At 68.8% G+C, this 24,777-nt stretch carries 23 protein-coding genes; 12 read left to right on the top strand and 11 right to left on the bottom strand.

Going from position 1 to position 24,777, the window contains the following annotated elements:
• Nucleotides 1-92 precede the first annotated feature (92 nt).
• From hsaA to OPF83_RS07600, 5 genes are all read left to right on the top strand, one after another.
• Nucleotides 93-1,268, top strand: coding sequence for a 3-hydroxy-9,10-secoandrosta-1,3,5(10)-triene-9,17-dione monooxygenase oxygenase subunit (gene hsaA, locus OPF83_RS07620; RefSeq protein ID WP_264886744.1), 1,176 nt, complete (start codon nt 93-95; stop codon nt 1,266-1,268).
• A gap of 32 nt (nt 1,269-1,300) precedes the next feature.
• Entirely contained in the window at nt 1,301-2,203 is a 903-nt protein-coding gene (gene hsaC, locus OPF83_RS07615) for an iron-dependent extradiol dioxygenase HsaC (RefSeq protein WP_264886743.1), read from the top strand.
• Nucleotides 2,204-2,314: 111 nt separating this feature from the next.
• Nucleotides 2,315-2,899, top strand: a complete 585-nt coding sequence (gene hsaB, locus OPF83_RS07610) for a 3-hydroxy-9,10-secoandrosta-1,3,5(10)-triene-9,17-dione monooxygenase reductase subunit (protein WP_264886742.1) — start codon at nt 2,315-2,317, stop codon at nt 2,897-2,899.
• Between the two features lie 10 nt (nt 2,900-2,909).
• Nucleotides 2,910-4,097 carry a hypothetical protein gene (locus OPF83_RS07605; protein ID WP_264886741.1) on the top strand — a complete coding sequence of 396 codons (1,188 nt, stop codon included), beginning with the start codon at nt 2,910-2,912 and terminating at the stop codon, nt 4,095-4,097.
• Between the two features lie 12 nt (nt 4,098-4,109).
• Nucleotides 4,110-5,294 carry a sulfotransferase gene (locus OPF83_RS07600; protein ID WP_264886740.1) on the top strand — a complete coding sequence of 395 codons (1,185 nt, stop codon included), beginning with the start codon at nt 4,110-4,112 and terminating at the stop codon, nt 5,292-5,294.
• A 14-nt stretch (nt 5,295-5,308) separates the two neighbouring features.
• On the opposite strand, the gene OPF83_RS07595 is transcribed toward OPF83_RS07600, so the two are convergent.
• The 7 genes from OPF83_RS07595 to OPF83_RS07565 all read right to left on the bottom strand — a co-directional run bounded on the left by OPF83_RS07595 (nt 5,309) and on the right by OPF83_RS07565 (nt 13,144).
• A complete protein-coding gene (locus OPF83_RS07595; protein WP_264886739.1) occupies nt 5,309-6,130 on the bottom strand; it encodes an inositol monophosphatase family protein in 822 nt (273 codons plus the stop codon).
• A 53-nt stretch (nt 6,131-6,183) separates the two neighbouring features.
• On the bottom strand, nt 6,184-7,368 hold the full coding sequence (locus tag OPF83_RS07590; protein WP_264886738.1) for an acyl-CoA dehydrogenase family protein: 1,185 nt from the start codon (nt 7,366-7,368) through the stop codon (nt 6,184-6,186).
• On the bottom strand, nt 7,365-8,372 hold the full coding sequence (locus OPF83_RS07585) for an acyl-CoA dehydrogenase (protein ID WP_264886737.1): 1,008 nt from the start codon (nt 8,370-8,372) through the stop codon (nt 7,365-7,367). Before OPF83_RS07585 ends, OPF83_RS07590 begins: the two co-directional genes overlap by 4 nt.
• A 12-nt stretch (nt 8,373-8,384) precedes the next feature.
• A complete protein-coding gene (locus tag OPF83_RS07580; protein WP_264886735.1) occupies nt 8,385-9,554 on the bottom strand; it encodes an acyl-CoA dehydrogenase family protein in 1,170 nt (389 codons plus the stop codon).
• A 3-nt stretch (nt 9,555-9,557) separates the two neighbouring features.
• Entirely contained in the window at nt 9,558-10,529 is a 972-nt protein-coding gene (locus tag OPF83_RS07575) for an enoyl-CoA hydratase (RefSeq protein WP_264886733.1), read from the bottom strand.
• Between the two features lie 69 nt (nt 10,530-10,598).
• Nucleotides 10,599-11,516 carry an SDR family NAD(P)-dependent oxidoreductase gene (locus OPF83_RS07570; RefSeq protein WP_264886731.1) on the bottom strand — a complete coding sequence of 306 codons (918 nt, stop codon included), beginning with the start codon at nt 11,514-11,516 and terminating at the stop codon, nt 10,599-10,601.
• Nucleotides 11,513-13,144, bottom strand: coding sequence for a FadD3 family acyl-CoA ligase (locus tag OPF83_RS07565; protein WP_264886729.1), 1,632 nt, complete (start codon nt 13,142-13,144; stop codon nt 11,513-11,515). Before OPF83_RS07565 ends, OPF83_RS07570 begins: the two co-directional genes overlap by 4 nt.
• Nucleotides 13,145-13,250: 106 nt before the next feature.
• On the opposite strand from OPF83_RS07565, the gene OPF83_RS07560 reads away from it, so the two are divergent.
• Both OPF83_RS07560 and OPF83_RS07555 read left to right on the top strand, forming a co-directional pair.
• Nucleotides 13,251-14,483, top strand: coding sequence for an acyl-CoA dehydrogenase family protein (locus OPF83_RS07560; protein ID WP_264886728.1), 1,233 nt, complete (start codon nt 13,251-13,253; stop codon nt 14,481-14,483).
• Nucleotides 14,480-15,286: an SDR family oxidoreductase gene (locus OPF83_RS07555; protein ID WP_264886727.1), complete on the top strand. Its 807-nt coding sequence runs from the start codon at nt 14,480-14,482 to the stop codon at nt 15,284-15,286. The genes OPF83_RS07560 and OPF83_RS07555 overlap by 4 nt, the downstream gene beginning before the upstream one ends.
• A gap of 56 nt (nt 15,287-15,342) precedes the next feature.
• Here the strand turns inward: OPF83_RS07555 and OPF83_RS07550 are convergent, their stop codons facing one another.
• Nucleotides 15,343-16,188: a hypothetical protein gene (locus OPF83_RS07550; RefSeq protein WP_264886726.1), complete on the bottom strand. Its 846-nt coding sequence runs from the start codon at nt 16,186-16,188 to the stop codon at nt 15,343-15,345.
• 372 nt (nt 16,189-16,560) lie between these two features.
• Here OPF83_RS07550 and OPF83_RS07545 point away from each other — a divergent pair, with 372 nt between their 5' ends.
• From OPF83_RS07545 to OPF83_RS07525, 5 genes are all read left to right on the top strand, one after another.
• Nucleotides 16,561-16,725, top strand: a complete 165-nt coding sequence (locus OPF83_RS07545; protein ID WP_264886725.1) for a hypothetical protein — start codon at nt 16,561-16,563, stop codon at nt 16,723-16,725.
• A 164-nt stretch (nt 16,726-16,889) separates the two neighbouring features.
• Entirely contained in the window at nt 16,890-17,471 is a 582-nt protein-coding gene (locus OPF83_RS07540; protein WP_264886724.1) for a TetR/AcrR family transcriptional regulator, read from the top strand.
• 27 nt (nt 17,472-17,498) lie between these two features.
• Nucleotides 17,499-18,668 carry an acetyl-CoA C-acetyltransferase gene (locus tag OPF83_RS07535; protein ID WP_264886723.1) on the top strand — a complete coding sequence of 390 codons (1,170 nt, stop codon included), beginning with the start codon at nt 17,499-17,501 and terminating at the stop codon, nt 18,666-18,668.
• Between the two features lie 398 nt (nt 18,669-19,066).
• Complete coding sequence (locus OPF83_RS07530; RefSeq protein WP_264886721.1) at nt 19,067-19,945, top strand: hypothetical protein; 879 nt, start codon at nt 19,067-19,069, stop codon at nt 19,943-19,945.
• 242 nt (nt 19,946-20,187) lie between these two features.
• A complete protein-coding gene (locus OPF83_RS07525) occupies nt 20,188-23,238 on the top strand; it encodes a Rib/alpha-like domain-containing protein (RefSeq protein ID WP_309297753.1) in 3,051 nt (1,016 codons plus the stop codon).
• Nucleotides 23,239-23,312: 74 nt separating this feature from the next.
• Here OPF83_RS07525 and OPF83_RS07520 read toward each other — a convergent pair whose 3' ends face one another.
• The 3 genes from OPF83_RS07520 to OPF83_RS07510 form a co-directional block, all read right to left on the bottom strand.
• On the bottom strand, nt 23,313-23,711 hold the full coding sequence (locus OPF83_RS07520) for a hypothetical protein (protein WP_264886718.1): 399 nt from the start codon (nt 23,709-23,711) through the stop codon (nt 23,313-23,315).
• Nucleotides 23,712-23,877: 166 nt separating this feature from the next.
• A complete protein-coding gene (locus OPF83_RS07515; RefSeq protein ID WP_264886717.1) occupies nt 23,878-24,063 on the bottom strand; it encodes a hypothetical protein in 186 nt (61 codons plus the stop codon).
• 77 nt (nt 24,064-24,140) lie between these two features.
• The gene (locus OPF83_RS07510) at nt 24,141-24,743 is read right to left on the bottom strand and encodes a hypothetical protein (RefSeq protein WP_264886715.1); all 603 of its coding nucleotides are present in this window, start codon (nt 24,741-24,743) and stop codon (nt 24,141-24,143) included.
• Nucleotides 24,744-24,777: the final 34 nt, after the last annotated feature.

Below are 24,777 nucleotides of genomic sequence, written 5' to 3'. Positions count from 1 at the left end.
ATAGCCTGGCGCTCACCAACGCATGGCTGGTGCGAAACTGGAACGTGTTCTAGTCTAGACCCAGCATCCACACCAATGCCAGGAAGGTACAGATGAGCGAGCACGTTAACCATGAGGTCATCGACCGGATCAAGGCACTGCTGCCCGGGTTCGCCGAGAGGGCCCAGGAGACCGAGGACCTGCGCAAGGTCCACCCGCAGAACATCGCGGAGCTCGACGAGGCGGGCTTCTTCAAGCTCTGCCAGCCGGCGCAGTGGGGTGGCTACGAGGCGGACATGGAGGTCTTCTACACCGCCGCGATGCTGGTCGCGACCGCGTGCCCGTCGACCGGGTGGTGCGCAAGCATCCTCGGCATCCACAACTGGCACCTGGCCCTGTTCCCGCAGCAGGCACAGGAGGAGGTCTGGGGTGAGGACCCGACCGTCCGCATCTCGTCCTCGTACGCACCGATGGGTGCGGCCAAGCGCACCGCCGACGGTCTGGTGCTCAACGGCAAGTGGTCGTGGTCCTCGGGCTGCCAGCACGCCGACTGGGTGTTCGTGGGCGGCCCGGTCCTGGACGAGAACGACAAGATGGTCGACTTCTGCACCTTCCTCGTCGAGAAGTCGCAGTACGAGATCCTCGACGTCTGGCACGTCGCCGGCCTCAAGGGCACCGGGTCCAACGACATCCTCGTCAAGGACGCCGTCATCCCAGAGCACCGCGTGCTCTCGTTCGGTCTGATGGCCGCAACCAAGAGCCCGGGCCTCGAGGTCAACACCAACCCGATCTACAAGATGCCGTGGGGCACCATCCACCCCACCACCATCTCCACCCCGATCGTCGGCATGGCGTTCGGCTGCTACGAGGTGCACCGCGAGCACCAGCGTGACCGCGTGCGCGCCGCCTTCGGCACCGCGGTCAAGGACGACCCGTTCGCCAAGGTCCGTCTGGCCGAGGCCGCCGGCGACATCGACGCCGCGTGGCTGCAGCTCATGCGCAACGTGCGCGAGGAGCAGAAGCTCATCGAGGCCGGCGACTACCCGGGTATGGACATCCGCACCCGTGCCCGTCGCGACCAGGTCCGCGCCACCCAGCGCTCGATCGACGCGATCGGCCTGCTGTTCCAGAACTCCGGCGCCCGCGCACTGCAGGACACCTCGCCGATCCAGCGGTTCTGGCGTGACGCCAACGCTGGCCGTGTCCACGCGGCCAACGAGGCGACGAAGGCGTACATCATGTACGGACAGAACGAGTTCGGCGAGAAGGTCACGGACTCGATGGTCTGATCCGGACGACGGATCGAAGGGATCGGCTGACGATGGCAATCAACAATTTCGGCTATGTCCGCATCTTCGCGACGGACATGGACGCCTGGCGCGAGTACGGCACCAAGGTGCTGGGCTTCGTGGTGGGGTCCGGTGACGACCCGGACGCGCTTTACTTCCGTATGGACGACCATCCGCACCGGTGGATCATCGTCCCCGGCGAGGAGGACAAGCTCGGCCAGGTGGGCTGGGAGTGCGCGAACGAGGGCGAGTTCGAGGACGTCAAGTCCCGTCTCGACGCCGCCGGTGTCCCGTGGGAGGAGGCCCCGGACGAGGTCAAGCGCGACCGCAAGGTCCGTGGGCTGATCACCTGCCAGGACCCGGCCGGGTTCACGCTGGAGATCTACCACACGATTGCGCTGCAGCACCGCCGCATCCCGACGCCGTACGGTCACGAGTTCGTGACCGGCGACCAGGGTGCGGGCCATATCGTCCTGTCCACCCCGGACGAGGTGGCGGCGCTGGAGTTCTACCGCGACGTGCTCGGCTTCTCGCTGCGTGACTCGATGAGTCTGCCGCCGGAGATCGTCGGCCGGCCGGCCGACGGCGAGCCCGCGTGGTTGCGCTTCCTCGGGTGTAACCCGCGCCACCACTCGCTGGCGTTCACGCCGTTCCCCAACCCCACCGGGATCATCCATCTGATGGTCGAGGTCGGCTCGGCGGACGACGTGGGACTTGCCCTGGACCGGGCGCAGCGCAAGCAGGTCAGGATGTCGGCGTCGCTCGGTCGGCACGTCAACGACAAGATGATGAGCTTCTACATGAAGACGCCCGGTGGCTTCGACTGCGAGTACGGCTGCGAGGGCATGCAGGTCACCGATGACGAGAAGTGGGTGGCCCGCGAGTCCACCGCCGTGAGCCTCTGGGGACACGACTTCTCCGTCGGCTTCAAGTAGACGCCTAGGCTGGGCCCACATCCGTATCGCCCGACGGCGGCGCGGGTGTGGGCCCGGCCGTAGCCGCGCCGCCCGCTCGCCCCGAACCACGTCTATGGGAGGACCGACCCGATGAGCAGCACCGAAGACCGCCCCGAGGGCCAGAATTTCTCGAGTCGGGAGCTGCGCGACGCACTCGGCCAGTTCTGCACCGGCATCACCGTAATCACGGCGGTGGACGAGGGCGCCCCGGTGGGCTTCGCCTGCCAGTCGTTCTCCGCGCTGTCGTTGGAGCCGCCGCTCGTCCTGTTCTGCCCCATGAAGACCTCAGGGTCATGGAAGGGCATCGAGAAGGCCGGCCGGTTCGCGGTCAACATCCTCTCCGAGGAGCAGGAGGACGTCTCCTCCACCTTCGGCCGTCGTGGTGACGACAAGTTCGCCGAGATCGACTGGGAGCCGAGTCCACTCGGTTCGCCGGTGATCAAGGGCGTCATGGCGTGGCTCGACTGCGAGATCGACCAGGTCCTCGACGGCGGCGACCACTGGATCGTCCTCGGTCGCGTCCACGATCTCGGCCCCACCAAGCGCGACATCCGGCCGCTGCTGTTCTACCGCGGCGCGTACCTCAGCATCGAGGAGGACGTCGTGGATCCCACACCCGAGCAGGAGGAGTTGGCCAACTTCATCACCTCTGCCGACTCCTACACCTGGCTGTGAGGTAGACGTCATGACCGGAAACGCGACGGGGCCCCTGGCCGCCGCACTGGCCGAGGCGGAGGAGACCATCCGCTCCGCGCCCCACGTGCGTACCGAGGCCGACGTGGCCGAGGGGCTCGACTACCTGCTCGGCACCCTCCGTGGGGTGATCGAGGGAGGTCAGCACCGGGGCCGCACGCACCCGCAGCTGTTCGAGGCGACGGGCCCCTACACCAAGATGGGCCTGGACAACCCGGACACGCTGTACTTCTACGCCAACCTCACCGACGACGCCGAGTACGTCGTCGAGGGCCGGCGCGGTACCACGGCGGACCTGTCGTTCCAGGTCATGGCGGGAAACTACTCGGCGGACGAGCGCGCAGCGTCGCACGCGGCATTCGACGACCGCGCCCTGGAGATCGATGCCGACGGCCGGTACTCCTTCCGGATGGGGCCGGCGAGAAACGACGACGACGAGGGCGACCCCGGCTACGTGGTGCTCCACCCCGGTTCGTCGATGATCGCGGTCCGCGAGGTGTTCTCGGACTGGGCGGTGGAGGAGGCCGGCTCGGCCACGCTTCGTCGTGTCGATGCCGCTGGCACCGCACCCGGACCCGCCACCGTCGCCGGCCAGGAGAAGTTCTACGCCAAGCTGGCGGAGGCGCTGATCGGTCGGCTGCGGACCTGGCTGGCGTTCCCGGGCTGGTTCTTCGGTGACCAGGAGCGGAACACGCTCTACACGCCCCGCAGCACGCCCGGCGGTCTCACCACGCAGTACTCGTCGGCGGGGATCTTCGAGCTCTCCCCGGATGAGGCCATGGTGATCTCGGTGCCCGTCGCCGGGGTGCCCTACCAGGGCTTCCAGCTGGGCAGCATGTGGTACGCCTCGCTTGACTACGTGCACCACCAGACCAGCCTCACCGTCGACCAGGCGCACGTGGACTCTGACGGCATGATCCACCTGGTGCTCTCCGAGCAGGATCCGGGCCTGGCCAACTGGCTCGAGCTGCTCGGCCACCGCGAGGGGATCATGCAGTTCCGGTGGCAGCGGGTCGATGGCCCCATCACCCCGGAACAGGGCCCGACTCTGAAGGTCGTGCCCTTCGATTCGCTGGCCGACGAAGTTCCCGGGTACGCCGATCAGCGGGTGAGCCCCGAGCAGTGGCGCGAGCGGATCGCCGCGCGGCAACAGGCGTTCGCACGCCGCGGACTGTCGTAGGAGGGGCCTGTCATGAGTGACGACGCCGACCGGGTCCATGTGGGGACCGTCGAGGACCTACACGCCAGCGCCTCGCGCGCCGTCGGATTGGAGGATTTCGGGGAGGGCGCCGACGCCCACCGCGAGGCTCTGGGTGTCCTGCTCGAGTCCCTGCACACCGACGCCGGCCTGACCCCTGCGGGCAGCAAGTACTGGCGCTCGGTCCTCAAGAGCGCACTGACCGCCAGGCTCATGGCGAACGCCGGGTTCGCGGCCGCGCCGGAGCAGACGGGCGTGGAGCTCGAGCGGCCCGTCGTCGTCACCGGGCTGCCCCGCACCGGCACCACGGCGCTGCACCGGCTCCTCGGTGCCGACCCCGCCAACCAGGGGCTCGAACTGTGGCTGACGGAGGTCCCGCAGCCGCGGCCACCGCGCGAGACGTGGGAGGACGACCCCGCGTACGTGGGCCTGCGCGATCTGTACGCCGGCTTCATGTCCGAGAACCCCGACTACGGGGGCGTGCACTACATCTCGGCCGACGATCTCGAGGAGTGCTGGCAGCTGCTCCGTCAGTCGGTGACGTCGGCGTCGTACGAGTGCCTCGCCCGGCTCGACGGCTATTCGAGCTGGCTCCAGGGCGCCGACTGGGTTCCGGCGTACGAGCGGCACAAGCGCAACCTGCAGCTCATCGGCGCCAACGATCCCGAGCGGCGCTGGGTGCTCAAGAACCCCAGCCACCTGTTCACGCTCGACGCGCTGCTCGAGGTGTATCCGGACGCCGTGGTGGTGCAGACGCATCGGGATCCGCGGAAGTCGATGGCCTCGATGTGCTCGCTCGCGCACCGCACCGCTGCAGACTGGTCGACGCGCTTCACACCCGAGTACATCGGCGAGTCCCAGCTGGAGATGTGGGCGCGGGGTGTCGAGACCTTCGATGCCGTTCGGACCCGGCACGAAGCGGACCCGGCGTCGAGGGCGACGTTCGTCGACGTGGAGCACCGTGAGTTGGTGGGCGATCCCGCCGGCGTGGTGGAGCGGGTCTACGCGGCAGCCGGTGAGGCGTTGACCGACGAGGTGCGCGCGGCCGTGGAGGCCGAGAACGCACGCAGCCTGTCCGGCGACCGCGCGCCAGCCCACCGGTACACGCTCGCCGACTACGGCCTGAGCGAGGGGCAGATCGCCGAGCGGTTCGCCGGCTACCGCGGCCTGGACACCTGACCGGCGCGCGCCGGCTAGAGGTACTGCGCCACGGCGCTGATGATCGTGTCGGCCAGCCCGGGCTTGCACACGAGCAGGTCGGGGAACTCGATCGCCTCGGTGTTGTAGCGCAGCTCGGAGCCGTCCAGGGCGCTGGCGTGGAGACCGCGCTGCTGGACCACGCCGACGGTGGCGGCGGAGTCCCACTGGTGGTGGCCGCTGGTGTGGATGTAGACGTCGCACTCGTCCTCGAGCACGGTCGCCGTCTTGCCACCGCCCGAGCCCAGATGCACCAGCGAGGCGCCCAGCTGCTGCGCCAGTTCCTCGGCGAACTCCGGGGGCCCGGCCTCGGAGACGGCGATGCGCAGGCGGTCGTCCTCCCGCGGCGGCACCAGGGGGCCGGGGCGGGGCCCGCGAATGATCGAGATCGGCTGATAGGTGGTGGCGCCGCGGCCCGTGAGCACCCGGCCGTAGGCGGGCATGGCGATCGCGCAGGCGGTGATGCCGCTGACACCGTCGGGCCCCTTCTCCCAGAGCGCCACCTGCGTGGCCCAGTCCGGGCGTCCCTCGGTGACGTACGACCTGACCCCGTCGAGCGGGTCAAGGAACCAGACTCGGTCGGCATCGAGCCGCGCCCGGTCGTCCGGGCACCATTCGCCGAACACCACGTCACCGGGCCGGGCCACGGCCAGACGGTCCAGCATGACGGCCCGGGCCTCGGCCTCGGCGAGCGGGCCCAGCTCCTCGGGGTCCATCTTCGAGACCCGGAGGTTGGTGAGCATCCGACCCGCCTGGGCGGCGAGGTCCTCGGCCGATCGTTGGTCGTTGGTCCGTCCGTGTTCGGGGAAGGGGCTCATGGCGCCCTACTCTAGTGGCCGCGGGACCACCCGGTGCCCCTGCCGCCGCCCCGTTACAGTCCGGCGGCGGTCTCCAGCGCCGAGAGCAGCTCGTGCGGCTGGCCGAGCAGCTGCGCGGTGCCGTGGGCGCGTTTGAAGTACAGATGCGCGTCGTACTCCCAGGTGATGCCCACTCCGCCGTGGAGCTGGATCGCCTCGCCGGTGATCCACTGCAGCGCCTCTGAGCAGTAGACCTTGGCCGACGCGGCCTCGATCTCGGCGGCGTAGGCCGCGGCGTCGGAGGCCGGGCCGGGGCCCTGCTCGGACTCGACGGCGCGGGCCTCGGCGACCAGCGCGGCCGCGGAGTAGGAGAGCGAGCGGGCGGTCTCGACCTTGACGTACATGTCGGCCATGCGGTGCTTGAGCGCCTGGAACGAGCCGATCACGCGACCGAACTGCTTGCGCTCCTGCGTGTACTGGACGGTCGCGTCGAGGATCGCGCGGGCGGCGCCGATCTGCTCGGCCGAGATCGCCGCCCAGCCCGCGGCGCGCACCCGGGACAGGAAACTGTCCCGGGTTCCGATCGCGGTGGCGGTGGCGCCGGAGAACTCCACGCGCGCGAGGGTGCGGGTGGGGTCCATGACGGGCACGCGGGTGACGACGACGCCGTCCGCATCGGCCGGGAGCTCGAACAGTCCCACGGTCTCGCCGGTAACGGCCACCACCAGCAGGGTGGACGCGGTGTCGGCGCCGAGGACGTGGTGGGCCGTTCCCGTGAGGGTCGCGATGTCGGCAGTGGGGGAGTCAGCACCGGCGGAGGAATCAGCGCTGACTCCCGGTGTCGACCACCCGTCGGGGCCCGCCCAGCAGAGCGCCACCTGCTCGCCGGCAGCGATGCCGGGCAGCAGGCGTGCCGCGGCCTCGGCGTCGCCGGAGGCGAGGACTGCTTGGGCGGCGAGCACGGCCGAGCCGAGCACCGGAGACGGGGTGAGCCGCCGGCCGAGCTCCTCGCACACCAGATGGGTCTCGACCCAGGTGGCGCCGGCGCCGTCGTACTCCTCGGGGATCGACAACGCGGCCGCGCCGATCTGCTCCACGAGCGTCGACCAGAGTGCGGTGTCGAACCCGTCGGCGGAGGTCATCGCGGCGCGCACGGCCGCCGAGTCGGATTTCTTCTCCAGCAGTGCGGCGACCGACTGGCGCAGGGCGGCCTGCTCGTCGGTGTCGACGCCGGGGGTGGCAACCGGGGCGGAGGTCATCGCGCGGCCTCCGTGGCACCTGAGGTGATGGCCTCGAAGACCCGGCCGCGGTGAAAGCTCTGCGTACCCCACGCGGTCTGCAGGGCGCGGGTCTTGGTCAGCCACAAGCCCAGGTCGTGCTCCAGGGTGTAGCCGATCGCGCCGTGCACCTGCAGTGCCGTGCGGGCCGAGAGGTAGGCGGCGTCCGCCACGGCGACGCGGGCGGCCGAGACGTCGCGGACGGCGGCGTCGGGATCGCCCGGGTTCTCGGCGATCGCCAGGGCGCCCGCCCACAGCAGCGGCCGCGCCATCTCGAGCGCGATCGCCACGTCGGCGAGTTGGTGCTTGAGACCCTGGTACTCGCCGATGAGCTTGCCGTACTGCTTGCGCTGCTTCGCGTACTCGACGCTCATGTCCAGCATCGCGGTGCCCAGTCCGAGGAGCTGGGCGGCGGTGCCGAGCGCGCCGTGGTTGACCAGGTCGACCGTGCTGTGGGCGGCCACCCGGTCTCCGCGGGTCGGGGTGGTGACGGTGCGGGCACGGTCGACCGAGCGACGGAACCCGCCGGCTGTGCCGGTGAACACCTCGTCGTCGTCGACCACCCACACGAACCGTGCGACGTCGGCGTCGGGGGCCAGCGGTGACACACGCGGCGCGGCCACGGAGGCGAGCGCGCCGGCGGCGATCTCCCCGGCGACGTCGCCCGCGTCCGGGGCCCCGCCCAGCGCGGTGGCGATACGCGGAGCGACCATGACCGACTCCACGACCGGCCCGGGCACGGCGTGGCGACCCAACACCTCGAGCGCCACGACGGCCTCTACGGACGTAGCGCCAGCGCCGCCGGACTCCTCGTCGACGAGCAGCGCGGCGGCACCGGTCTCGGCGACGTGGCCCCACAGCGCCGTACCCGGCGCGGTGTCCCCGGCGGCCCAGGAACGGATGACCGACGGCATGTCGGACTTGCCCAGCAGCGAGTCGATGCTCGCGGCGAAGTCGGTGATGTCGGGATCGATAGCGAAATCCATGTCTGTCCCTTGTTATCCGCGCGGAAGGCCGAGGAGGCGCTCGGCGATGATGTTCTTCTGGACCTCGTTCGTCCCCGCGTAGATGGGGCCCGCGAGGGCGAACAGGTAGCCGTCCATCCACTGCTCGCCGGCGAGCTCGCCCGCCGTGCCCAGGATGTCGAGCGCGGTCTCGTGCGTCGCGATGTCCCACTTCGACCAGAAGACCTTGTTGATCGAGGACTCGAAGCCCAGATTGGCGCCGCCGGTGAGCTTGGTGACCGTGTTCCAGGTGCTCAGCTCGTAGGCGCGCGAGCCGATCCAGGCGTCGACCACCTCGTCCGCCAGGCCGCCGCGGGTGCGCTCGTCCAGTTCGTCGGAGGTACCGTCCCACAGCTGGAGCAGCCGGTCGGTCGTGGCCAGGAACCGCCCGGGCGAGCGCAGCGAAAGGCCGCGCTCGTTGTTGGCGGTGGACATGGCCACCTTCCAGCCCTGGTTGACCTCACCGATCACGCCGGACTCGCCCGGGTTCGCCGGGTCGTCGGGGACAAAGACGTCCTCGAGGAACAGTTCCGCGAAGCCCGGCAGGCCGTCGAGCTGGTCGATCGGGCGCACGGTGACGCCCTCGGCGCGCAGGTCGAACATGAAGTACGTCAGGCCCTTGTGGCGCGGCTCGTCCGGGTCCGTGCGGAACAGGCCGAAGCCCTTGTCGGCGAACGAGGCGCGGGTCGACCACACCTTCTGGCCGTTGAGCACCCAGCCGCCGTCGACGCGCGTGGCGGTGGAGCGCAGCGATGCCAGGTCGGAACCGGCTTCGGGCTCGGACCAGGCCTGCGCCCAGATGTCGTCGGCGCGGGCCATGCGCGGCATGATCCGCTCGAGCTGCTCGGGGGAGGCGTGGTCGAACAGGGTCGGGGCAAGGAGGAAGATGCCGTTCTGGCTCACGCGCAGCGGCGCGCCGGCGCGGAAGTACTCCTCCTCGAACACCACCCAGTTGACGAGCCCGCAGTCGCGGCCGCCGAACTCCTCGGGCCACGACACGACCGACATGCGCGCGTCGGCCATCTTCGCCTCCCACGCGCGGTGGGCCTCGAAGCCCTCGGCGGTGTCCATGTGGGGGAGCGGCTCGGCGGGCACGTTCTCGGCCAGCCAGGTGCGGACCTCGAGGCGGAACTCCTCGGTCGCGGCGTCCAGGTGCAGGTCCACGCCTCAGCGCTCCTTGGTCGTGTCGGTGGTGCCGGTGTCGGAGGTGCCGGTGGCGCCCTTGTTCGCGGTGTCGCGCATCGAGCGGGCGTCCATTCCTCCGAGGGAGGCGGAGAAGGAATCGGTGTCGTCCGGCTCGGCGTTGGCCGAGTGCGCGAACATGTGCCAGCCGAACGCGGTGTCCAGGGAGGTCTGCAGCCCCATCTGGTCCTCGTTCGAGTTGATGACCTTCTTGGCCAGCGTGAGCCCGAACGCCGGCATGGCCTTGATCTCGCCGGCGATCTCGTCGACCTTGGCCTGGAGCTCGTCCCGGGGCACGACGTGGTTGAGCATGCCCCACTCCTGCGCCTCGGCAGCCCCGAACCGTCTACCGGTGTAAAGGATCTCCTTGGCGCGGCGCGGGCCCAGCACGAAGGCGTGGGCGAAGTACTCGACGCCCGGGATTCCCATCTTCACCACGGGATCGGAGAAGAACGCGTCGTCGGAGGCCACGATGAAGTCGCAGATCCAGGCCAGCATGAGTCCGCCGGCGATGCAGGCGCCGTGCACCTGGGCGATCATCGGCTTGGGGATCTCGCGCCAGCGGCGGCACATCTGCACGTAGACCTCGGTCTCGCGCGCCATCCGCCGGTCGCCGCCGCCGCGGGTGGTGTGGTCCCACCAGATCGAGGCGCGGTTCGTGTACTCGACGTGATGATCGCGCTCGGTGGTGCCGATGTCGTGCCCGGCAGAGAAGTGCTTGCCGTTGGCGCGCAGGACGATCACCTTCACGGCGTCGTCCTCGACGGCCTTGATGAACGCGTTGTCCAGCGAGTACGTCATGACCGAGTTCTGCGCGTTGCGGAAGTCCGGCCGGTTGAGGGTGACGTACGCGGTGCCGTCGGAGACCTCGTACGCCACGGGCTGCGTGTCCGCGCCGAGGTCGTCAATCCCGAGGACGGGCGGGATCTCCGCCGGAGGATGCTGTGCATCGGTCATGAGCTGGGACTCTCCTTACCTAGCAAGTGCTTGGTTGGTACTGTACCGGACTTCGTCTCCCGGCCCGACTCAGACGCCGTAGCCGCCGTCCACGTCGAGCTTCTGGCCCGAGATGAAGCCGGCGCGCTCGGAGGCCAGGAACGCCACGGCCTCGGCGATGTCGACGGCCGTACCGAACCGCCGCAGCGGGATGTTGCCGCGCGTGACCTCCAGCGCCCCGGAATCCAGCTCGCCCGACGAGATCAGCCGATCGGCCATCCCGTCGGTGAGCATCCCCGGCCCGACGCAGTTCAGCCGCACCCCGAACCGCCCCTCCTCGGCGGCCAGCCCCCGTACGAGCTGCTCGACCGCGCCTTTGGGGCCGGCCGACAGGCCGTCGCGGACGGGGTAGCGGGTCGTGGCGGCGGTGGTGACGACGACGACGTTGCCGCCCACCGCCCGCAGATGCTCCAGCGCGGGGTGCACCAGAGCGAAGAACCCGGCGGCGTCGTCGGCCAGTTGGCGGCGCAACTGTGCCGGCGATACCCGCGACAGGTGGACCATGGGCACGTGCGGGCCGGCGCAGTGGGCGAGGACGCGGATGCCGCCGAACCGGCGGCCGATCTCGTCGACCGTGGCCGCGAGCGCGGTGTCGGCCTCGGCCCCGTCGTCGTCCCCGAAAGCCAATCGGACGCACTCCACAGTGCGCCCGGCTCCCAGCTCCCTCGCCAGCTCCACCGGCTCCGTGGAGCGGTACCCCAGCACCATCGGCGCACCCGGGAACTCGGCGGCCAGACGACGCGCGACGGCCGAGCCGATCCCGCCCGAGGCGCCGGAGACCAGCACCGCGCCCGCCGCCGAACCCGCCGCGCCCGCCGCCTCCCTGGAATCCGCTACTCCGCCTTCAGATTCGCTACCGCTAAACGGGTAGCGAATGTCGCGGGAGGGTAGCGGATCTGAGGGGGTGGCGGCGTGGGTGGCCGAGGAGGGGGTGGGGGAGGCGCTCATCGCAGGTCCGTCTTGAGGATCTTGCCGGAGGCGTTGCGGGGGAACGCGTCGACGAACTTCACCGACCGCGGCCGCTTGAAGCCGGCCAGGTGCTCGGCGGCGAAGTCCTTGACGTCCTGCTCGGTGAGGTCGGCCCCCTCGCGGCGCACGATAAACGCCTTGCCGACCTCGCCCATCCGCTCGTCCGGCACGCCGATCACCGCGGACTCCACGACGCCGTCCAGGCGGGCGAGGGTCTGTTCGATCTCGGCCGGGTACACGTTGAAACCGCCCGTGATGTACATGTCCTTGAGCCGGTCGGTGATGCGGAGATTGCCATCAGCGTCGATCTCGCCCACGTCGCCCGTGCGCAGCCAGCCGTCGGCGGTGAAGGCCTTGGCGGTGTTCTCCGGGTCGTCGAGGTAGCCGTGCATGACCATCTCGCCACGGGCCTCGATCTCGCCCTGCTCGCCGATCCGGATATCCATGCCGGGGTAGGCGCGGCCACAGGTGGTGGCCACGGTGACGTCGTCGTCGGTCGGACGACACGTGGTGATGAAGCCCATCGTCTCGGTCTGTCCGTAGGCGGTGAGGACGGTCTCGAGGCCCAGGTCGGACTGCATGCGCTCGACCAGCACCACCGGCACCACCGAGGCGCCGGTCACGGCCAGGCGCAGTGACGACAGGTCGTACTCGCTCCGCGCGGGCTCGTCGAGCAGGGTCTGAAAGATCGTCGGCGCGCCGGGTAGGACGGTGGCCTGCTCGTCCCGGATGAGCCGCAGCGTCTCGGTGGTCGAGAAGACGGCCAGCGGGATGATCGTGGCGCCGGACAGTACGCACACGAGGAATCCGGCCTTGTAGCCGAAGCTGTGGAAGAACGGGTTGACGATGAGGTAGCGGTCGGTCTCGGTGAGCTCGCCGTTGGAGCCCCACGCGTGCGCGCCGGCGATGGTCTGGCGGTGCAGCGCCACGACGCCCTTGGACTTGCCGGTGGTGCCGGAGGTGAAGAGGATGTCGGCCACGTCGTCGCCGGTCACCGCATCGGCGCGGGCGTCGGCCTCGGCGAGGAGCCTGTCGGTGGACAGTGCGTGGAGGTCGGGGAAGTCGACGACGACGACGTCGGCCTCCGCACTGTCGCCGCCCTCGAGGGGGATGCGGATCAGGGTCGTGAGGTCGGTCGCGCCGGCCAGGGATCCGCCGGCGGCCGCGGTGAGGTCCGTGATGCGCTCGGTCCCGAGGAACGTGCCCGCCACCACGGCGGCGGTCGCGCCGGTGCGCTGGATGAGTTCGAGCGTCTCACTACCGGTGTAGCGGGTGTTGGCGGGGACGACGGTGGCGCCGACGTACTGGACGCCGAGCGCGGCCACCACCCAGTGGTGCGTGTTGGGCGCCCAGATCACCACGCGGTCGCCTGCCGCGACCCCACGGGAGAGCAGGCCGGCGGCGAAGGCGCGTACCTCGTCGAGGAGTTCGGACCACGTCCAGCGGGTGTCCTGGCCGGGCTGGACGTCGGCGATCGCCTCGCGGTCCGGCCACAGCGTCGCCGCCCGTCGCAGGGCTTCGGGGGTGGTCTCCACGGGCTGGCGGCCTGCGGCGGCTGCGTGTCCGACCGTGTGTCCGGCTGCGTCGGCGTCTGCGGGCTGCGACATTTCGGGCTCCTCCGTGCTGCGGGTGTGGCGTGCGCAACCCTACCAAGCAACTGCTTGGTACTGCCGCCGGATGCGTGACCAAGCAAGTGCTTGGTAGTGTGGCGGCATGACCGAGAACACCAGGCCTGCGTCGGAGATGTCCGACGACGAGTTCGCAGCGGAGTTCCGCGCCTGGCTGGACGCCAACCTCGTCGGCGAGTTCGCCGAGATCAAGGGCGCCGGCGGGCCGGGTAGCGAGCACGAGTTCTTCCCCCAGCGTCTGGCCTGGGAGCGGCACATGGCCGCCGCGGGGTGGACCTGCGTCGGCTGGCCGGTCGAGCACGGTGGCCGCGGTGCGTCACTGAGTCAGCAGGTGCGCTTCCATGAGGAGTACGCCAAGGCCGACGCGCCTGCCCGGGTGTCCCACCTGGGTGAGACGCTCCTCGGGCCGACGCTCATCGCGCACGGCACGCAGGAGCAGAAGGACCGCTTCCTGCCGACGATCATCGACGTCACCGAACTGTGGGCGCAGGGGTACTCCGAGCCGAACGCCGGCTCGGACCTCGCGAACGTCGCCACCACCGCGCGTCTCGGCGAGGACGGTAAATGGCACCTCAACGGCCAGAAGGTGTGGACCTCGCTCGCGCACCTGAGTCAGTGGGCGTTTGTCGTGGCCCGCACCGAGGAGGGCACGAGCCGCCACAAGGGACTGAGCTTCCTGCTCGTTCCGCTCGACCAGCCGGGCGTCGAGATCCGGCCCATCCAGCAGCTCACCGGCACCTCCGAGTTCAACGAGGTGTTCTTCGACGACGCGGTCACCGAGGCGTCGATGATCGTGGGGGAGCGGGGTGAGGGCTGGAAGGTCGCCATGACCCTGCTCGAGTTCGAGCGCGGCGTGTCCACGCTCGGTCAGCAGGTCGGCTTCGCCCGCGAGCTCGAGCAGATCACGCAGATGGCGCACGCCAACGGCAGTGCGCAGGACCCGGCGGTGCGTGAGCGCATCACCCGCGCGTGGATCGGCCTCAAGGTGATCCGGGCCCACGCCCTGCGCACGCTCGCCGAGCGTGATTCCTCGGGCGGCGCCGCGTCGGCGGCCAAGCTCCTGTGGGCGAACTGGCACCGTGACCTCGGCGAGCTCGCGATGCTCGTCCAGGGCGCCGAGTCGCTGACCGGTCCCACCGAGACCTCCGAGGGCGCGCCCAACGACATCCGTGACCCGGAGAACCTGGAGCTGGCGCTGTGGCAGCGGCTCTTCCTGTTCACCCGGTCCGACACCATCTACGGCGGATCGAACGAGATCCAGCGAAACATCATTTCCGAGCGCGTGCTCGGACTACCCCGAGAGGCCAGGCCGTCATGACCGAGCACAAGTCCCCCCTCAGCGTCGTCCCCGAGGAGACCCCGGGCCACGGGTTGCTGAAGGGCAAGAAGGTCGTGGTGACCGCCGCCGCCGGTACCGGAATCGGCTTCTCCTCTGCCCGCCGCGCGGCGCTCGAGGGTGCCGACGTGCTGGTCTCGGATTTCCACGAGCGCCGCATGAACGAGGCCCGTGACGCGCTGGCCGCCGAGTTTCCGGACCAGAAGTTCGAGGCCATCACGTGCAACGTGCAGTCGACCTCGGACGTGGACGCACTGATCACCGGCGCTGCCGAGAAGCTCGGCCGGATCGACGTGCTCATCAACAATGCCGGTTTCGGCGGGGAGGGCGAGCTCGTCGACATGACCGACGAGGACTGGGACCGCGTCCTGGATATCACCCTGAACGGCACGTTCCGCGCCACCCGCGCCGCGCTGCGCTACTTCCGCGACGTGCCCCATGGCGGCGTGATCGTCAACAACGCCTCGGTGCTCGGCTGGCGTGCCCAGCGGGCGCAGGCCCACTACGCCGCGGCCAAGGCCGGCGTCATGGCGCTCACCCGGTGCTCGGCGATCGAGGGCGCGGACTTCGGGGTGCGGATCAACGCCGTGGCGCCGTCGATCGCGCGGCACAAGTTCCTCGAGAAGTCGGCGTCGTCCGACCTGCTCGACGAGCTGGCCTCGAAGGAGGCCTTCGGTCGCGCCGCCGACGTGTGGGAGGTCGCCGCGACCATCGCGATGCTGGCCAGCGACTACACGACCTACCTCACCGGCGAGGTCGTCTCCATCTCCTCGCAGCGGGCCTGACCCACCGGCTCGCAGCTTCTGGTCAGGCGCAGCGTCCGATCGGGCGCCGTGTCTGGTCAGGCGTTGCGGATCTTCTCGGCCTGCTTGGTGAACACCTCCATCGCGGTGGCCTGGGCCTCCGGTGCCAGATCGCCGAGCGCGCTGGTCCCGGTGACGGAGACGCCGATTCCCCGGACGGTTCCGGTGATCATGACGGTGCCGGAGTTCATGGCCTGACCGGCGACGTCCATCGAGGTGTCCTGCAGGACCGCCGCGAAGTCCTCGACGCCTGCGGGTGCCTCCCGGTCGAGAGGCGTGTTGGTGGTCTCGGACACGACCTCCTGGCCCTCGATCGGGACCGTGACGGTCATGACCGGGCACTTCTCGATCTCTCCTGCGCGCTGCGGAAGGCCGTCGGGCTTGGTGGTGAGGGCCACGGCGAACGCGGTCTGGCCCTGCATCCCGGACTGGATGGCGATCGTGCCGGGCTCGGCCTGGCCGGTGAGGGCGTCCTGGTTGAGGTCGGCACAGTGGGGCGGGTCCACCCTGACGTCCTTGGCGAGGTCGCCGAGCGCGTCCATGCCGCCGGTGATCTCCTCGGCGGGGACCGGAGTGAGGCCGAGTTCGGGTGCGTCCGAGGCGGTGAGGACCAGCTCGTCGATTCCCGCGGCGGGCGCACCATCGCCCGCCGTGTCGCCTGAGTCCTTTTCTGCGTCGCTATCTGGTGTGGCCGATGCGGCGGAGTCGCCGGCCGCGCTCTGCTCGGAGGTGGCAGACCCCGCGGCTGCCGTGTCGTCGTCGACCTCCCCGATCGTGCACGCAGAAACGGTGAGGGCGAGGCCCAGGCCTGCTGTCGCGGCGAGTGCGCGGGTCAGCAGGCGACCGGAGCGGTGACGGGGCGAGGTGGTGGAGGTGGTCCGCATGGTCCGGATTGTAGGCGGACCCGGGCCGGCTGGGACGGCAGCGCGGGCGGCCGCGCCACGGTTTATCACAAAATAGCCACAGTTCTCAGGATTTCGTGGCTGTAGGCATATGCTGGCGACATAGTCAACTCGTCCATTCATCACCCGGAGGTAAGGAAATGCTCGGCGATTCGCTGCACGACGTGGCACTAGACATCTGGGAATTCGGTGCGGAAGCCGCCCCGGCGGGCTCTGTGGGGGATCTTGTTTTCGGGGTGGTCGGGATCCCCGCCTCCCTCGTGCAATTTGTCAGCGAAGTCCTCTGGGGCTTCGGGTCCTGAACCGAGTCCTTCCCGCACCGCCCCAGTTCACCTTCCTGAACGGAGAAACATCATGAACATCTCTGGATCGCTCGCGGACCTCGGGCACGAAGTCCACGGCTCCATTGACGGAATTATTCCCGGTGGCTCGCTCGGTGACGTGATACACGGAGTCCTCAGTTTTCCGGCCGCCGTCCTGTACTTGGCCGCCAATCTCGTCTGGGGCTTCGGCTCCTGATCTGCCCTACGTGGGCCGGGTGTTCCCGGTTCCGGTGGGACCATCTCCCTGTGGCAGTCGTCCATCCCCCCGCGGCAGTCGTCGCGGGGGGATTCTCGTGTCTCTGGGAGGGGCGCTCCGCGACACGCGTACCCTAACAAGTGCTTGGTTGGTACTCTGTCCTCATGACCGCCAACACGCGACGCGAGGAGCTCCTGTCGATCGCGGCCGGCCTCTTCGCGGAACGCGGCCTGCGTGCGACCACGGTTCGCGACATCGCTGACGCCGCGGGGATCCTGTCCGGGAGCCTCTACCACCATTTCAAATCCAAGGAAGCGATCGTCGACGAGATCCTGCGGGGATTCCTCGATTCGCTCTTCGGTGAATACCGGCGCATCGTCAACTCGGACCTCGGGCCGCGCGAGACACTCGAGATGCTGGTCGAGGCGTCGTTCGAGGCGATCCACGACCAGCGTGACGAGGTGGCGATCTATCAGGACGAGGTCAAGCACCTGCGCGGCAACCCGCGATTCGACTACCTCCGTGAGCGCAACACCGAGTTCCGCGAGATGTGGACCGACGTGCTCACCCGGGGGATGGAGTCCGGCGACTTCCGCGGTGACCTCGACGTGCGGCTCACCTACCGCTTCCTGCGCGACACGGTGTGGGTCGCCGTGCGGTGGTACCGGCCCGACGACGAGAACGATCACGCGGCCATCGCGGACCAATACCTCAACATCGTGCTCGACGGCCTGGCCGTCGGCTGACCTTCCCACCCCTTCCCGAGGAGACACATGACCAGCGTGACCGGCCGCGAGGCCTACGTTATCGACGCCGTCCGCACGCCCGTCGGCAAGCGCGGCGGCAGCCTGTCCGGACAGCATCCGGCCGACCTGGGCGCGCACGTCATCAAGGCGGTCGTCGAACGCACCGGTATCGACCCGGAGGTCGTCGACGACGTCATCTTCGGCTGCGTCGACACCATCGGCCCCCAGGCCGGAAACATCGCCCGTTCCGCCTGGCTCGCCGCCGGGATGCCCCTGGGTGTCCCGGGCACGACCGTCGACCGCCAGTGCGGCTCCAGCCAGCAGGCCATCCACTTCGGCGCACAGGCCATCTGGTCCGGCACCCAGGACGTGATCCTGTTCGGCGGGGTGCAGAACATGAGCGCACTGCCCATCTCGTCGGCCATGCTCGCCGGGCGCGAGTACGGATTCGATGACCCGTTCACCGGTTCCACCGGCTGGGTCGAGCGCTTCGGCTCCCAGGAGATCTCCCAGTTCAACGGCGCCCAGAAGATGGCCGACAAGTGGGACATCTCCCGCCGGGAGATGGAGGAGTGGGCACTGCAGTCCCACGCCCGCGCCCGCGCCGCGATCGCCGAGGGGCGGTTCGCCAGCGAGTACGTCCCGATGGCCGGCCTCGAGGCCGATGAGACCACGCGCGAGACCACCCTCGAGAAGATGGCTTCGCTGCCCGTGCTGGCCGAGGGCGGCTCACTCACCGCCGCCGTCGCCTCGCAGATCTGTGACGGCGCCTCCGCCGGGCTGCTCGCCTCCGCCGAGGCGGTCGAGAAGTACGGCCTGAAGCCCCGCGCCCGCATCCACCACCTCACCGTCCGGGGTGACGACCCGGTGATGATGCTGTCGGCGCCCATCCCGGCCACCAAGTGGGCGCTGGAGAAGACCGGCCTGACGATCGACGACATCGACGTGGTGGAGATCAACGAGGCCTTCGCCCCCGTCGTCCTGGCGTGGATCAAGGAGACCGGAGCCGACCCGGCGCGCGTCAACCCCAACGGCGGCGGCATCGCGCTGGGCCACCCGCTCGGCGCCACCGGCGCCAAGCTGTTCGCGACCCTGCTGAACGAGCTCGAGCGCACCGGTGGTCGCTATGGCCTGCAGACCATGTGTGAGGGCGGCGGCACCGCCAACGTCACGATCATCGAGCGTCTCGACGGCTGACAGGCACTGCCGAACGCTCGGCCCCGCATTCGCAAGGATGCGGGGCCGTGTCGTATTCGGGCGCCGGCCCCCAGGCGAGTTACTGAGAAAATTGGCCAATTTCCTTAAGGTGCACGGAATCTCATGAAGTACTTAGCTTCGCAGTTGAGAGTGGGTTCGGCGGACATGTACGGGTTCGCTGCAGGCGGTCGAGGGGGCGATTGCGTCCCGTTCTAAAAATAGTGTTAACTATGGCTCGGGTAACTATGCCCGGGTCCGACCCCGCATGGGTGATGGGCCGATTTTCCTGGTGAAGGGACGGTTCATGTTTAGTGCTCGTATCGCCGCTATCGGCAGCCGCGACCCCGACAGGAACGGGGCGGACCAAGTCGGGGAAGGGCCTGGTCATAGCTTTTGTGATGTTCCTCGTCGCGGGTTTGGCGCCTGCAGTTGCAGGCTTTGCGCCGCTCCTGCCCGCCGCCAATGCGCAGTCCGGGCCGGCTCAGGATGCGAATGGCAACCCGTATTCCCAGACGCCGTCGACGTGTGGCGCGGCCGAACGTTACTCGATCGAAGGTCGAGTGTTTGATGACAACGGCGGTGGAAACTGGAATTGGAACCCGACCCTGGGAGACGTCGGACTTGGCGGGCAGACCGTCAAGCTGAGGTATACCGCGACCAACAGCTCCGGGCCGGTTTCCGAGTGGTACACGACCACCACGACTGCTGATGGCAGCTACTGCATCCGAGTGGCTGACGACTTCAACCCGACAGCGCTCGAGAGCTCTGGGTCCCGAATCCAGATCGTCACTGATACCAACATCACGGCCGGCGGCAGCGATTACGTCCTTGAGCGGCTTCCGGGCGACGGCAACTTCATGTCCGTCCCGAATCTTGATTCCACCAACAACAACCGGTCGACCGAATCGGCGTGGGAAACGGCACTCGACTACGTCCGCCTCCTCAATGTGATCTACAGGCCGCGATCGAACCCGCTTGTCGATCCCGTCTCAGGTGCGCCAGTTACTTACGAGACGCTTCAAACCCGTCCCGAGGCGGTAGCCGCCGACACACTGGATGCGTGTACGCACTACCCGACGATTCTTACCGAGAATTGCCAGGTCCTCGAGGGGTGGATCGGGCTGGACAACGAGCGCCTCTATACAGCCAAGACCGGCGGTGACGCCGCCGCGGCAGGTGTCACCGTGTACATCCGGATCGAGATGGCGGATGGATCGACGGGCTACTTCAGGACGACAACAGACGCAGACGGGTACTACTCGTTCGTCTTTCCGTAGGGGCGTCGAGTCGAGGACTTCCCCGAGTTCTATCTGACGACTGATGTACCCGATGGTTATTCGGTGCCGCACGATTACTGGGACGGGTGGACGCAGAGCTATCTTGCCTCTTCCGCCGGAACCGGTGACTGCGGTTTCGCCAATGCTTCGAACGCCACTTCTGGCGGTCACCGCTGCACCCTTAGGACGAATAACAACACGGTGGTCTCTGGAGTTACGCGCTCACCGAAACCCAGGCCAACGTGGTGTCGACGGACGCAGAGATCTTCCAGCCATCGTATGACTCGGTGAATGTGGAAGTTGGTCAGACGGTGACGTCTCCGGTGTCGTTCACCGAAGAAGGGCTGCCGGTATCGGCGCCTGCAGGGGCGACCTTCGCGCTGGGTGCCGGTGCACAGCCTGGTGCCTCGATCAACCCCACGACAGGTCTGGTTACGTACACGCCGCCTGCGGGTAGCGCGCCGGGGACTGTCCAGGTTCCGGTCGTGGTGACGTACGCCGATACTTCAGTAGATAACGTCACTGCGCCGTTCGTGGTCTCGGATGCGACCCCGACGGGGACGGAAGCGGACACGTACGACCCGACGTACCAGTCTGTGACCGTGGAGGCCGGTCAAACGGCGACGTCGCCGGTGACGTTCACCGAGGACGGCGCGCCGGTGCCGACGCCGACTGGTGCGACGTTCGCGCTCGGTGCCGGTGCGCCGGCAACTGCGTCGATCGATGCGGCCAGCGGTCTGGTGACCTACACGCCGCCTACGGGTACCGCGCCGGGGACTGTCCAGGCTCCGGTCGTGGTGACGTACGCCGACAATTCGGTCGACAACACCACGGCACCGTTCGTGGTGACCGAACCGGGTGCTGGTCCAACCGACGCTGAGACCAATACGCCGGCTTATGGGCCGGGGTCGGGTCAGGCTGGTACGCCGATCACGGCTCCGCAGACCGGTGATACGACGCTGCCGGCGGGGACGTCGTGTGTGGTTGGTCTGCCCACGGGGTGGACCGGCGATGCTGATAGTCCGAATTGTGATGTGACGGTCACCCCGCCTGTGGGAACGCCGGCCGGTGATTACCCGCTGACGGTGGCGGTCAGCTACCCGGATGGTTCGTCCGAGCAGGTGCCGGTGACGATCACGGTGCTGGCGCCGGATGCGGATCCGACTGATGCGCAGGAGAACACTCCGGCGTATGGGCCGGGTTCGGGTCAGGCGGGGACGCCGATCTCGGTGCCGCAGACTGGTGATGCGTCGTTGCCGACTGGTACGGAGTGTGTGGCGTCGTACCCGGCGTCGTGGACTGTGGTGTTCGATGCCAATTGCAACGCGACGGTGACTCCGACTGCGGGGACGACTCCGGGTGAGTACCCGGGGACGGTGACCATCACCTATCCGGATGGTTCGGTGGATGTGGTGCCGATTGTGGTGACGGTGGCTGAGCCGGATGTGGTTCCGGATGTGGCTGATTCGTACACGCCTGCGTATGCGTCGGGTTCGACGCAGCCGGGTGTGGCGGTGACGCTGCCGCAGACCGGTGATGCCGCGTTGCCTGCTGATGCGCAGTGTTCGGTGGGTTACCCGGCGAGCTGGAATGCGACGTTCGGTGACAACTGTGATCTGACGGTGACGCCTCCGGCGGGCACTGCTCCGGGGGAGTACCCGTCGTTTGTGACGGTGACGTACTCGGACGGGTCGACGGATGTGGTTCCGGTTGTGGTGACGGTGACGGCTGCGCCGACTGATGCGCAGGACAACACTCCGGGTTACGGCCCGGGCGTCGGTGATGCGGGTACGCCGATTGATGTTCCGCAGACCGGTGATGCGTCGTTGCCCGGGGGGACCGAGTGCGCGCATTCGTTCCCGGCCGGGTGGACGGTCACCTTCGATGACAACTGCAATATGACGGTGACGCCGCCGGCGGATACTCCTGCCGGTGACTACCCGGGGACGGTGACGATCACCTACCCCGACGACTCGGTGGACACCGTGCCCGTGGCGATCACGGTGCTGGCGCCGGATGCGGATCCGACTGATGCGCAGGAGAACACTCCGGCGTATGGGCCGGGTTCGGGTCAGGCGGGGACGCCGATCTCGGTGCCGCAGACTGGTGATGCGTCGTTGCCGACTGGTACGGAGTGTTCGGTGGGTTATGCGGACGAGTGGGGTGCGACGTTCGATGAGAACTGCAACCTCACTGTCACGGCGCCTGTCGGGACCGCGCCGGGTGAGTATCCGTCCACGGTGACGGTGACGTATCCGGATGGTTCGTCCGAGCAGGTGCCGGTGACGATCACGGTGCTGGCGCCGGATGCGGATCCGACTGATGCGCAGGAGAATGATCCGGGTTACGGCCCGGGTTCGGGCGAGGCGGGATCGGATATCACCGTTCCGCAGACCGGCGCCGACCTGCCGGAGGGGACCACGTGCACCGTCACGTACCCCGAGGGCTGGAACGCGACGTTCGACGAGAACTGCAACCTCACCGTCACGCCGCCCGAGGGGACGACTCCGGGTGACTACCCGGGGACGGTCACCGTCACCTACCCCGACAGCTCGGTCGACACAGTGCCCGTCGTGGTGACGGTGGAGGGTTCCGGCGGCGGGGGCGAGTGCAGCCCGCTCGGCTCGCTGGCCTGCCTGCTGCCCTGCGCCACCTGCGGGGAAGGCGGCACCGGATCTCTCGGGTCGCTCGCCAGCGGTTCGCTCGGTGGCGAGAGCGGCTCGCTTGGTGGCGAGAACGGCTCCGTCGGCTCCCTCCTGCAGGCGGCGCTCGGTTCGCTCGGCGTCACGGCGGGCTCGCTCGGTGATGATTCCGGCACGCCGGGCACCGGCTCGGGTTCGACGGGTCCGGGTTCGACCGGCGACGGCTCGGGCTCGATCCCGAGCAGCTCGCTCGGCTCGATCGAGGACACGCTCGGGTCCGGGGATGGAGGTGGCACCGGGTCGGACCCGGATACCACGTTCGGTTCACTGGCCCAGCTGCTGGGTTCGGTCGGCGGGACGAGCTCGCTCGCTCCGCTGCTGGGTTCCACCGGAGGGGCCGGCTCGCTCGCTGTCGGTTCGATCGGGCTAGGCGCTCTGGCGATCGGTGGGGTAATCCACGGAATCAACACCGGGATGATCTCGCTGCCTCCGGGGTTCCAACTCCCGGCGGTGCAGCTGCCGCCGCTGCCTCCGCCCCCGCCGGGTATCCCGGTAGGAAGCCTCGGCAGCATCGGAGGCGCGGGCCAGGACGATTCCCAGCGGGAGTTGCCCCAGGCGCCCGGTCCGTCGATCCCCAACGGTCGGGGTTGATCCGTAGGTAGCAGCGAGGGCCTGCCTCCCATCCAGGGAGGCAGGCCCTCGTCGTCTACCGGTGGAAAGGCTGGTCAGTCGGCCTGCTTCCTGCTCGCCGTGATCGTGCACGTGGCGTCCTCTGGGGCGTCCTCCCCGAAGCCGTCGAGGCTCACTTCAGCGCTTTCTTCCGCCTGCACAAGGACGGCATCGGCGGTGCCGGTGGCCCGGTACCCGCGATCCACGGCGCTCTGGACCGTGCCGGTGACGATGTACGTCGCCGCGTGTTCAGCCTTGTTGTTCACCGTGGCATCGAGGACGAAATGCTCGCCCTCCCGGGCGCACCGGCTCTCCTGGGCGAGGTCGGTGTCCGCGGTGATGAACTCCGGGGTCGAGGCGCCGCCCTCGTCGTCGTTGCTACAGGCGCTCGTCCCCAGCGCGATGGCTCCGGCTGCGGCGAGAAGCGTGAGTCGACGGAAGGGGGTTACGGTCACGATGTTTCTCGATTCTCTGGGATTGGCCCGTTTGGGCGGTGAGGTTAACTTTACTCGGCGCTGACCTGCACTCCGGCCAAGTGGAAGGGGGAGTCGGCGCCGCGGGCCCCGCCTCCTCCGAGGGGAGGGTGCGGGGCCCGCGGTGGTTCGCGTAAGGACTTGGTGATCACTCGCCGGCGGAGCCGGTGCCACCGCCGAGGAGGCCGCCGTCGCCGCCCTGTATGACGGTCGAGAGGGCGCGGATGCTGCCCTGGATGGCCTCGAGGGGCGAACCGACCATCAGGGTCGGGACGATGTAGGGATCCTCACCCGTGAGCAGGGTGGGGATGGCGGGCGTGGGAGTGGGGGCCACGGCAACGCATGACAAAGCGGACCCGCCACCCTTCGGAGTGGCGGGTCCGCGTCATCTCACAGTGGAGGCAGGGGCAATTACTCGCCGGCGCTGCCGGTGTCCAGTCCGCCACCGAGCATCGCGCCGATGTCGGAACCGGTGTCGCCGCCACCCTCGCCGCCCATGACGGCGGACAGGGTGCCGAGTGCGTCACCGTCGGAGGACAGACCGCCGATGCTGCCCTGGATCGCCTCCATCGGGTCGCCGACGAGGACGGGCGCCTCGATAGCGGGATTGGTCGGGTCAGAGAGGCAAAAGCTCACGATGGCGTAAACGTTCGACGGGACGTCGGTAGCGGTCACGGTGCCGGACGGGTTGACCAGGGGGACGAGGATCGTGTTGGGCAGGGACCCGTCGCGCAGGACCGTCACATTGTCGTCATTGACGAGAGTGTCGATGATGTCGACGATGTTGCCGTCCGCGAGCCTGGCCGCCAGCGCGGGAGCAGCGGAGGTCGGGGTCAGCACGGCGCCGCAGGTGTCACCGAGCTGACCGCTCTCGAGCTCGAACGTCACCGATACCGTATTACCGTCCACCGCACTGTCGTTGGTGGCTGCCATGGCGGCGCCGGCGCCGGCGATGGTGAGTGCGGTGGCGGCGCCGAGAACGGCAGCCGATCGGGCGAAAGTACGCGATGTCATCGAGGGTTCCTCCGAGGGGGCGCAGGGGCCGAGC

The sequence above is a fragment of the Dietzia sp. NCCP-2495 genome (genome assembly GCF_026011735.1).
Lineage (GTDB): Bacteria > Actinomycetota > Actinomycetes > Mycobacteriales > Mycobacteriaceae > Dietzia.
The sequence above is the reverse complement of the archived record's forward strand: the minus strand, read 5'-3'. Positions and strand labels throughout refer to the sequence as shown.

Excerpts from the sequence above, each read along its gene's own strand:
- hsaA (WP_264886744.1), top strand. The coding sequence starts at position 93 with ATGAGCGAGCACGTTAACCATGAGGTCATCGACCGGATCAAGGCACTG.
- hsaC (WP_264886743.1), top strand. The coding sequence starts at position 1,301 with ATGGCAATCAACAATTTCGGCTATGTCCGCATCTTCGCGACGGACATG.
- hsaB (WP_264886742.1), top strand. The coding sequence starts at position 2,315 with ATGAGCAGCACCGAAGACCGCCCCGAGGGCCAGAATTTCTCGAGTCGG.
- OPF83_RS07605 (WP_264886741.1), top strand. The coding sequence starts at position 2,910 with ATGACCGGAAACGCGACGGGGCCCCTGGCCGCCGCACTGGCCGAGGCG.
- OPF83_RS07600 (WP_264886740.1), top strand. The coding sequence starts at position 4,110 with ATGAGTGACGACGCCGACCGGGTCCATGTGGGGACCGTCGAGGACCTA.
- OPF83_RS07595 (WP_264886739.1), bottom strand. The coding sequence starts at position 6,130 with ATGAGCCCCTTCCCCGAACACGGACGGACCAACGACCAACGATCGGCC.
- OPF83_RS07590 (WP_264886738.1), bottom strand. The coding sequence starts at position 7,368 with ATGACCTCCGCCCCGGTTGCCACCCCCGGCGTCGACACCGACGAGCAG.
- OPF83_RS07585 (WP_264886737.1), bottom strand. The coding sequence starts at position 8,372 with ATGGATTTCGCTATCGATCCCGACATCACCGACTTCGCCGCGAGCATC.
- OPF83_RS07575 (WP_264886733.1), bottom strand. The coding sequence starts at position 10,529 with ATGACCGATGCACAGCATCCTCCGGCGGAGATCCCGCCCGTCCTCGGG.
- OPF83_RS07570 (WP_264886731.1), bottom strand. The coding sequence starts at position 11,516 with ATGAGCGCCTCCCCCACCCCCTCCTCGGCCACCCACGCCGCCACCCCC.
- OPF83_RS07565 (WP_264886729.1), bottom strand. The coding sequence starts at position 13,144 with ATGTCGCAGCCCGCAGACGCCGACGCAGCCGGACACACGGTCGGACAC.
- OPF83_RS07560 (WP_264886728.1), top strand. The coding sequence starts at position 13,251 with ATGACCGAGAACACCAGGCCTGCGTCGGAGATGTCCGACGACGAGTTC.
- OPF83_RS07555 (WP_264886727.1), top strand. The coding sequence starts at position 14,480 with ATGACCGAGCACAAGTCCCCCCTCAGCGTCGTCCCCGAGGAGACCCCG.
- OPF83_RS07550 (WP_264886726.1), bottom strand. The coding sequence starts at position 16,188 with ATGCGGACCACCTCCACCACCTCGCCCCGTCACCGCTCCGGTCGCCTG.
- OPF83_RS07545 (WP_264886725.1), top strand. The coding sequence starts at position 16,561 with ATGAACATCTCTGGATCGCTCGCGGACCTCGGGCACGAAGTCCACGGC.
- OPF83_RS07540 (WP_264886724.1), top strand. The coding sequence starts at position 16,890 with ATGACCGCCAACACGCGACGCGAGGAGCTCCTGTCGATCGCGGCCGGC.
- OPF83_RS07535 (WP_264886723.1), top strand. The coding sequence starts at position 17,499 with ATGACCAGCGTGACCGGCCGCGAGGCCTACGTTATCGACGCCGTCCGC.
- OPF83_RS07530 (WP_264886721.1), top strand. The coding sequence starts at position 19,067 with ATGTTCCTCGTCGCGGGTTTGGCGCCTGCAGTTGCAGGCTTTGCGCCG.
- OPF83_RS07510 (WP_264886715.1), bottom strand. The coding sequence starts at position 24,743 with ATGACATCGCGTACTTTCGCCCGATCGGCTGCCGTTCTCGGCGCCGCC.